Source organism: Azospirillum sp. B506 (assembly GCF_000333595.1).
Lineage (GTDB): Bacteria > Pseudomonadota > Alphaproteobacteria > Azospirillales > Azospirillaceae > Azospirillum.
The window spans coordinates 1-5,535 of sequence record NZ_BADK01000974.1 but is presented as its reverse complement, the minus strand read 5'-3'; the positions used below and the strand labels follow the sequence as shown (position 1 = coordinate 5,535).

The 5,535-nt window shown below is 66.6% G+C and carries 4 protein-coding genes; 3 read left to right on the top strand and 1 reads right to left on the bottom strand.

Going from position 1 to position 5,535, the window contains the following annotated elements; all coding sequences use genetic code 11:
• Window positions 1-46: 46 nt before the first annotated feature.
• Complete coding sequence (locus tag I71_RS30110) at window positions 47-316, bottom strand: hypothetical protein (RefSeq protein WP_042703052.1); 270 nt, start codon at window positions 314-316, stop codon at window positions 47-49.
• Window positions 317-1,072: 756 nt separating this feature from the next.
• Here I71_RS30110 and I71_RS37890 point away from each other — a divergent pair.
• The 3 genes from I71_RS37890 to I71_RS30095 form a co-directional block, all read left to right on the top strand.
• Entirely contained in the window at window positions 1,073-1,999 is a 927-nt protein-coding gene (locus I71_RS37890) for a GTPase domain-containing protein (protein ID WP_148294404.1), read from the top strand.
• A gap of 187 nt (window positions 2,000-2,186) precedes the next feature.
• Window positions 2,187-5,108 carry a hypothetical protein gene (locus tag I71_RS30100; RefSeq protein WP_042703048.1) on the top strand — a complete coding sequence of 974 codons (2,922 nt, stop codon included), beginning with the start codon at window positions 2,187-2,189 and terminating at the stop codon, window positions 5,106-5,108.
• A gap of 88 nt (window positions 5,109-5,196) precedes the next feature.
• The coding region (locus tag I71_RS30095; protein ID WP_042703046.1) for a hypothetical protein at window positions 5,197-5,535 on the top strand (339 nt) is incomplete at its 3' end.

Genomic DNA, 5,535 nt, shown 5'->3' with positions numbered 1-5,535 from the left:
GTCGGGTCCGGCGCTCTCCCCGGACCCATGCTTCGGACCGTCAGGATCAGCGTCTCCTTCCCGCCATGATGATCCACTCCATGGTGCGCAGCTTCTCCCGTTCGAGGCCGGTGCCGTCTTTCTTTCCGGTTCCGGCGGTGTCGGCGGAAAGCGGCGGGATGGCGCGCCCGGAAGGCACCGCCGCCAGGGCCTCGTGGAGATCCAGGCCGGGGCCGGTAACGACGGGGAACGCCGCCGGCTCGACCAGCGCCCGCGCCGACGCTTGCCAGAGCGCCCCGTGCCGGTCGCGGAATTCGCCGGCCTCGTGGCCGGACATGACGTGGCGTTTGGCCGTTGGGTGCAGCGTTGACCACGACCAACCGGTTCTCAAGGTCCAGCCGTTCGACGGGATGCATGAGGCCGCCCGGTCGGCCGGTTCCGAGTCCTTGGTGCATTCCTAGACGAATTCGGGAAGGTCGCAGCCGCCCAGGACGCCGCTCGCGAAGAAGCGGTCGCTGTCCCGGTGCCTGACCGCAGCCTCCACCCGCGCCTCTGGTCCCACTGATTGATGAGGATGGCGACCGGCAAATGTTCGCCACCCGTCGCGCCCTCCCGCTTCGCGAAACCGCCGGAGACCTGTTCCATCGTTTCGACGCGCGCCAGCAGGCGATGCGCCGCCTCCTCGTCGTCCGGCCGGATACCGGGTGTCGGCATCGCGTTCAATGGCGGGGCGGTCGTGCTCGCCATGCTGCTGTGGCGGCCACGGGGTCGGTAGGCCGCCGTCGAGCTGACCGACGCCACCGAGCAGGCCGACAGCCTGCTGCCCTCCTGCACGCTGATCGTCCTTGTCTGCCGCAACCGGTAGATGCGGTGCCGCGCTTGATACCCGATCGGGATTATCGACAGCCGGCAGGTGTCCCGGCGCCGCATGGTTTTATGGAAAAGGGGAATGTTATCTGTACACATACAATCACAACGTTTTGCTGCCGCTCGCATCAACCGCAAAGATATATAATGAAGTCGAAATGCTTGTACCTTTGCGATAGCTTGGGTTAGATCCAATCCGATAGCCCTATGCGTAGTGAGGCCCTTCGTGTCAAACACCGCGTCCGCTGCCCCCGCCCCCGCCCCTGTTCCAAAACTCATTCTCGGTCCCTCGGGAAGCGGCAAGACGTCGCTGTTGGGGAGCCTCAGCCCGGCGTGCCTGGGCCAGGAGAAAAAATCGGGTGTGTTGCAGCTTCGACCGGACAATCCTGAGACAGCCTCGCTGTTCAGGCAGGGGCGCAACCTGATCGAGCATGGAAGAGCTCCGTTTCAGGGGACGGAAACTCTTACCACGTATGAATTTTCGTTGAGCCGTTACAACACCGGCTTGAATCGTCTGCTAAAAGGACAGGAAACCGATTACAAGTTTATTATGCCTGATGCCGCTGGTGGTTTCGTTTTCAACAGCGGAATGTCGGAATCTGCCGACACGAGGACCATTGCAAGATATAGAGGTGAACTTCTCGACATCCTCACGAAATGCGATGGCTTGATTATATGTGTTGATCCAAACAATGATCGCGGTTCTGGAGAATTTTTCGTAGATCTGCCGCATTTTCTGGATGAGGCCAATGTTCGTCGTCTGAATATTTCGAGAGTTCTTGTTGTTCTGACCAAGGCGGATCTCTATGTCGTCGACCAGGGGCGGAATGCGGAACGTCATCTGAAGCGGTTGTCGCCGAAGGCCGTCGGGCTGGAGGCGATGACGCGGCAGACTCTTGCGGCCTTGCAGGTCTATCTGCCGAAAACGACCAAAATCGGCTTCTGCTGGTCGTCCATCTACGGCTTCCTGCGGACCGGCGAGCCGAATTTCGACAAGACCAACCAGGGTTTGCTGTTCCATCCCAACTCGGCGGACGGAGGCATCGGCAAAAGCGAGGCCATCGAGAACTGGCGCCCCTATCAGGTGATCGAGCCGTTTCATTACATCGCAACCGGCGAGGTGATGGACGGCAGCATCATCGAGTTCGCATAGGCGGCGGGCAGCGCCTTCGAATGTCGGTCGGGCAGGACCATGGGCAGCAAGGGGCTTCAATGCGGATCGTCGAGGTTGGCCCGACAGGGGCGGGGAAGCCGGGGCTGCGGCCGATCGACCCACGGCCGGCGCCGGTGGCGGGGATGACCTGCGCTTGCGGTCCGCACTGGTGCGGAGAGGTCGCGCCATGAGCCGCTGGGAGCAGTATGTCTACGGCAAGCTCGTCCAGTCGCCGGGCGGGCCGATCGTCAGCGGTTTCGACCATGCCTGCACCGGGCAGTCGCCGGGTCTGCCGGCTGCCTTGCGGGAGGTCCTGCTGCCGAAGAGGCTCGGCATTGGCAGCGACGACCTGTTCGACTGGTACAAGTTTCCCTGGCGCAGCACCGGCGGCGTGGCCTTCCATGTCCACAGGGGTTGGCGCGTCGCGGTCCGCGTCCGTCCCCGCTCCGAGTTGATGGAGGGGGACGAGAGCAAGCGCCGCTACGTCCAGGCGCATTACCTGGCCATGCCGTCAGACCAGTGGCGGTCCAACGAGATCTTTTGTGTCAGCGAGCGGCTGCGCGCCGAACCGATGACCGCGATCGACCTGGCGCTTCCGCCGGTCGACGTGACGGAGGACGATGACGGCCGGGCGCTGCCGGCGGAGTTCGCGGAGGACGGCTTCTGGGGGATGCTGGCCGTCGTCATGGCCGGGCACGAGCTGACGATCCAGAACTGGGGCGAGGATTCGGCAGCACATCATCTCGGGCTGTTCCAGGCCATGCTGGCCGCCATGCCCGAAGCCCTCGCCCGGATGCTGTCCTTCGGCGTCGGATTGGGCGAGATGACCGGCGCGGTCGTGCTCGGGCACGGGCAGTCGGCGCAGACGGACTTCCGGCTGATCGGAGGGGTTCTGAAGACGCCGGGGCGCGTGTCCTGGGACGAGGGTAAGGACTATACCGACCTGATCCGCCGGGAGACGGAGGGTTGCCGCACGGTGGGCGAGCTGCGTGGCGTGGTGGCCCGCATCGATGCCCTGAAGCGTCTGGCGCCCGGCCCGGACGGCGATTGGAAGGCCATGGCGCGCGACGCCTGCCGCAGCGTGACCGAGCAGCGGCGGCTGACTGCGCTGCGGCACCGGATCGCGGCGCCCGGCAACGAGCCGGTCGATCTGCGATTTTCGCTGCTGGCGCCCGAGGCGCTGGAGGTGCTGATGGAGCCGCTTCTGGCCGGCCGCATGGTCCCGGCCTCGTGGCTCCATGAAGCGGCGGCCTGGGGAACCGCCTGGCGGGTCGCCGCCGAGCGCAATCCCGGGTCGGCGGCGGTGATCGGGGCCTTGGAAACACTGCTGAAGACCGGTGCCGACTCCCTCTCCCTCCCCCAGCTCCGGCCGCTGCGCGCCATTGCGCTGGACGGCGCCCCCGCCGACAAGGCGGCCGGCGTGCTGGGACGGATGATCAACACCGCCAAGCGGTTGGATGAGGAGCTTCGCCAGTGGGTGTCTCCCGAGCCGGGCGAGGCCCCCTGGGTCCGGAGCGGGCGTGAGGCGCCGGTGCGGCTGTGCCTGCTGGCGCTGCGGGAAAAGGATCGCGCGGCTCGGCAGGCGGCCCTGTCAGGCCTGGGATCGCAGATGGCCGAGGCGGTGCTGGCCTGCCTGTTCGGCAGAGGCGCCGACTGCAGCGGCCTGGATGCCGTCCTCGCCGCCGCCGGCCCCGAGGACGTGTCCTGGATCGAGAGCGAGGCGCGGCATTGGATGAAGGAGGGGCGTGGCCATCTCGCCTGCCGTCTTCTGGCCACCCTGCACCGTGTCGCACCCACCATGACGTGGCAAGACTGGCACGTCCGCCATGAGGAGGTGGACGCCTGTGCGATGGACGTCGCCGAGGAAATCGCCGGCGGCCGGCTGTCGCCGGCGGCCAATCCGATGGCCGTCGAATGGCTGCTGATCTCCTGGAACAGGTTGAACGACCGGCACCGCAAGGCGCTGGCCGGTCGTCTGGCCGGACTCGTCGGCTCGCCCTATGCCGACATCCTGCTGGGCTGCGAAGCCTCCGACGCCGGACCCGCGCCGATGGCGGGGTCGGGACGGTATGTGCTGGCGCTGCGCGGCGTCGCGGGGGTGGAGGCGCTGTGGCGATGGCTGCGCGTCCAGAAGGCTTCAGGCGCCGCCCGGAAGCAGGGATGGAGCGATTTCCGGGGCATGCTCGAATCGCTGAAAAGTTCCGGAAGCGGCGTCCAGGATGTGGTCCTGGCGGCGATCGTCGATCTGTGGATGGGGCGGAGGATTGCCCTCCAGACTTTGGACGTGGATCAAAGGGGTGCCTTCTGCGAGGCGATGAGAAGCCTCGCTCCGCTGCCGCCGTCGGTCTACCCCGCCATGCTGGCGGGGGTGTCGGCGCCGGCCGTGCTGGCGGAGGTGCTGGACATCCTTCCGGACCGGACGGGCTGGACGGGCAGGTCCGTGTCGCCCGTCAAGCTCGGCGTGAGCGAGTTGAAGGATTTGCTGCACCGTCAGGCGTATCATCCCGCCGACCTCGTCCGTCTGCGGCAGACCATCCGGTACAAGGGGCTGGGCGCTGCCCCGGGTTGGCGGCTGCTTGCCGGCGAAGGCGACCTGACTCCGGATGTGGCCTTGGACATCGTGGAAGAGGACGCGCTGGCGGAGCTCGGGCCGCATGAGCTGCTGGCCCTGATCGAGCAGGGCCTCCCACTCCATGCAGCCGCTCTCGACAAGATTTCGATGACGGCCCTGGACATGTGGTATGCGCGCGGTGTGTGGATGCCCGGCATGGAACACACCAAAGGGCAGGAGTTCGCCGTTCGCGCGCTGATGCTGGGCGCGCGCCGGGCTCTCGCCTCCTACCTCCTCTTCGAAGCCGGACGCGACTGGAATGTCGGCTCCGACATCCTGAGACGGCTGCAGGAACGGGCGCCCCCGGGACAGATGAAGCAATTGATGGATCGGTTTCTACAGAGGGGAGCACCGCCGCCGACCTCCCGCAAAAGCATCCTCAAGACCGTCGTCAACCCGTCCCGCTTGGCGGGGGAAGTCGCGGAACTCCTGTCCGACGACGAAAGGGAGGACCTCATTTATGACTTGATGACGCTGAGGCGGAACCGCCGCCGATGACGGGGTGGCGGCATCCGGTTGCCGGTCGGTCGGGGGCGCATCGTCGCCTTCCTGCCCGGCGCGGCGCGGCGCGGTGAGGAGCTGAGGCATGGTCGGAGTGCCGGTTGGATTCTGGTTGCGGGACAAGGGGCTGATCCTGGTGCCGGGCGTTCCGGAGCTGGGGCTTTCAGGTTGCCTTTCGGTTCATGTCGAGGCGGACGGGCGGACGACGCGGTCCTTTGCGGCATCGGCCGGCACCGTGCTGCCGGTTGCGGTGCCGGCCGATGCCGTCGGTGTCGTGCTTTCCCTGGAGGCCGAGGACGGCGGCGCGGTCACACTCCGCTTCCACACCGTGCCGGGGCAGGAGCCCGTCGCCCGGACCGAGCAGGGGGTCGTCTGGCCGGTGGCCGCCGGCGTCGAGTCGGTCGTGGTCGAGACCGCGACATGG

Bases quoted from the DNA above. Each gene is read 5' to 3' on its own strand.
- I71_RS30110 (WP_042703052.1), bottom strand. From the start codon at position 316: ATGTCCGGCCACGAGGCCGGCGAATTCCGCGACCGGCACGGGGCGCTC.
- I71_RS30100 (WP_042703048.1), top strand. From the start codon at position 2,187: ATGAGCCGCTGGGAGCAGTATGTCTACGGCAAGCTCGTCCAGTCGCCG.